Genomic DNA, 260 nt, shown 5'->3' with positions numbered 1-260 from the left:
GCCAAGTCAAGTTACGAAAGTTTACAGCAGCAGTTGAGTGAACGCGAAAGTTCGCTCGCTTCTTTGCAGCAGCAATTCGCTACTGAAAAGCAAAATCTCGAAAGCCAGTTGCAGGACACAGTAGCCAAGTCAAGTTACGAAAGTTTACAGCAGCAGTTGAGTGAACGCGAAAGTTCGCTCGCTTCTTTGCAGCAGCAATTGGCCGAAAGAGAACACCGGGAACACGAGTTTCAGCAACAGCTAGGCGAAAAATCCAGTGC

At 48.1% G+C, this 260-nt stretch carries 1 pseudogene; it reads left to right on the top strand.

The window, feature by feature from the left end:
* A pseudogene (locus tag QUA33_RS03555) lies at window positions 1-260 on the top strand (CopG family transcriptional regulator); the annotation flags it as partial.

Origin of the sequence: Microcoleus sp. Pol14D4 (genome assembly GCF_036701245.1) — a bacterium.
GTDB lineage: Bacteria > Cyanobacteriota > Cyanobacteriia > Cyanobacteriales > Microcoleaceae > Microcoleus.
This window is presented reverse-complemented; position numbering and strand designations above follow the sequence as displayed.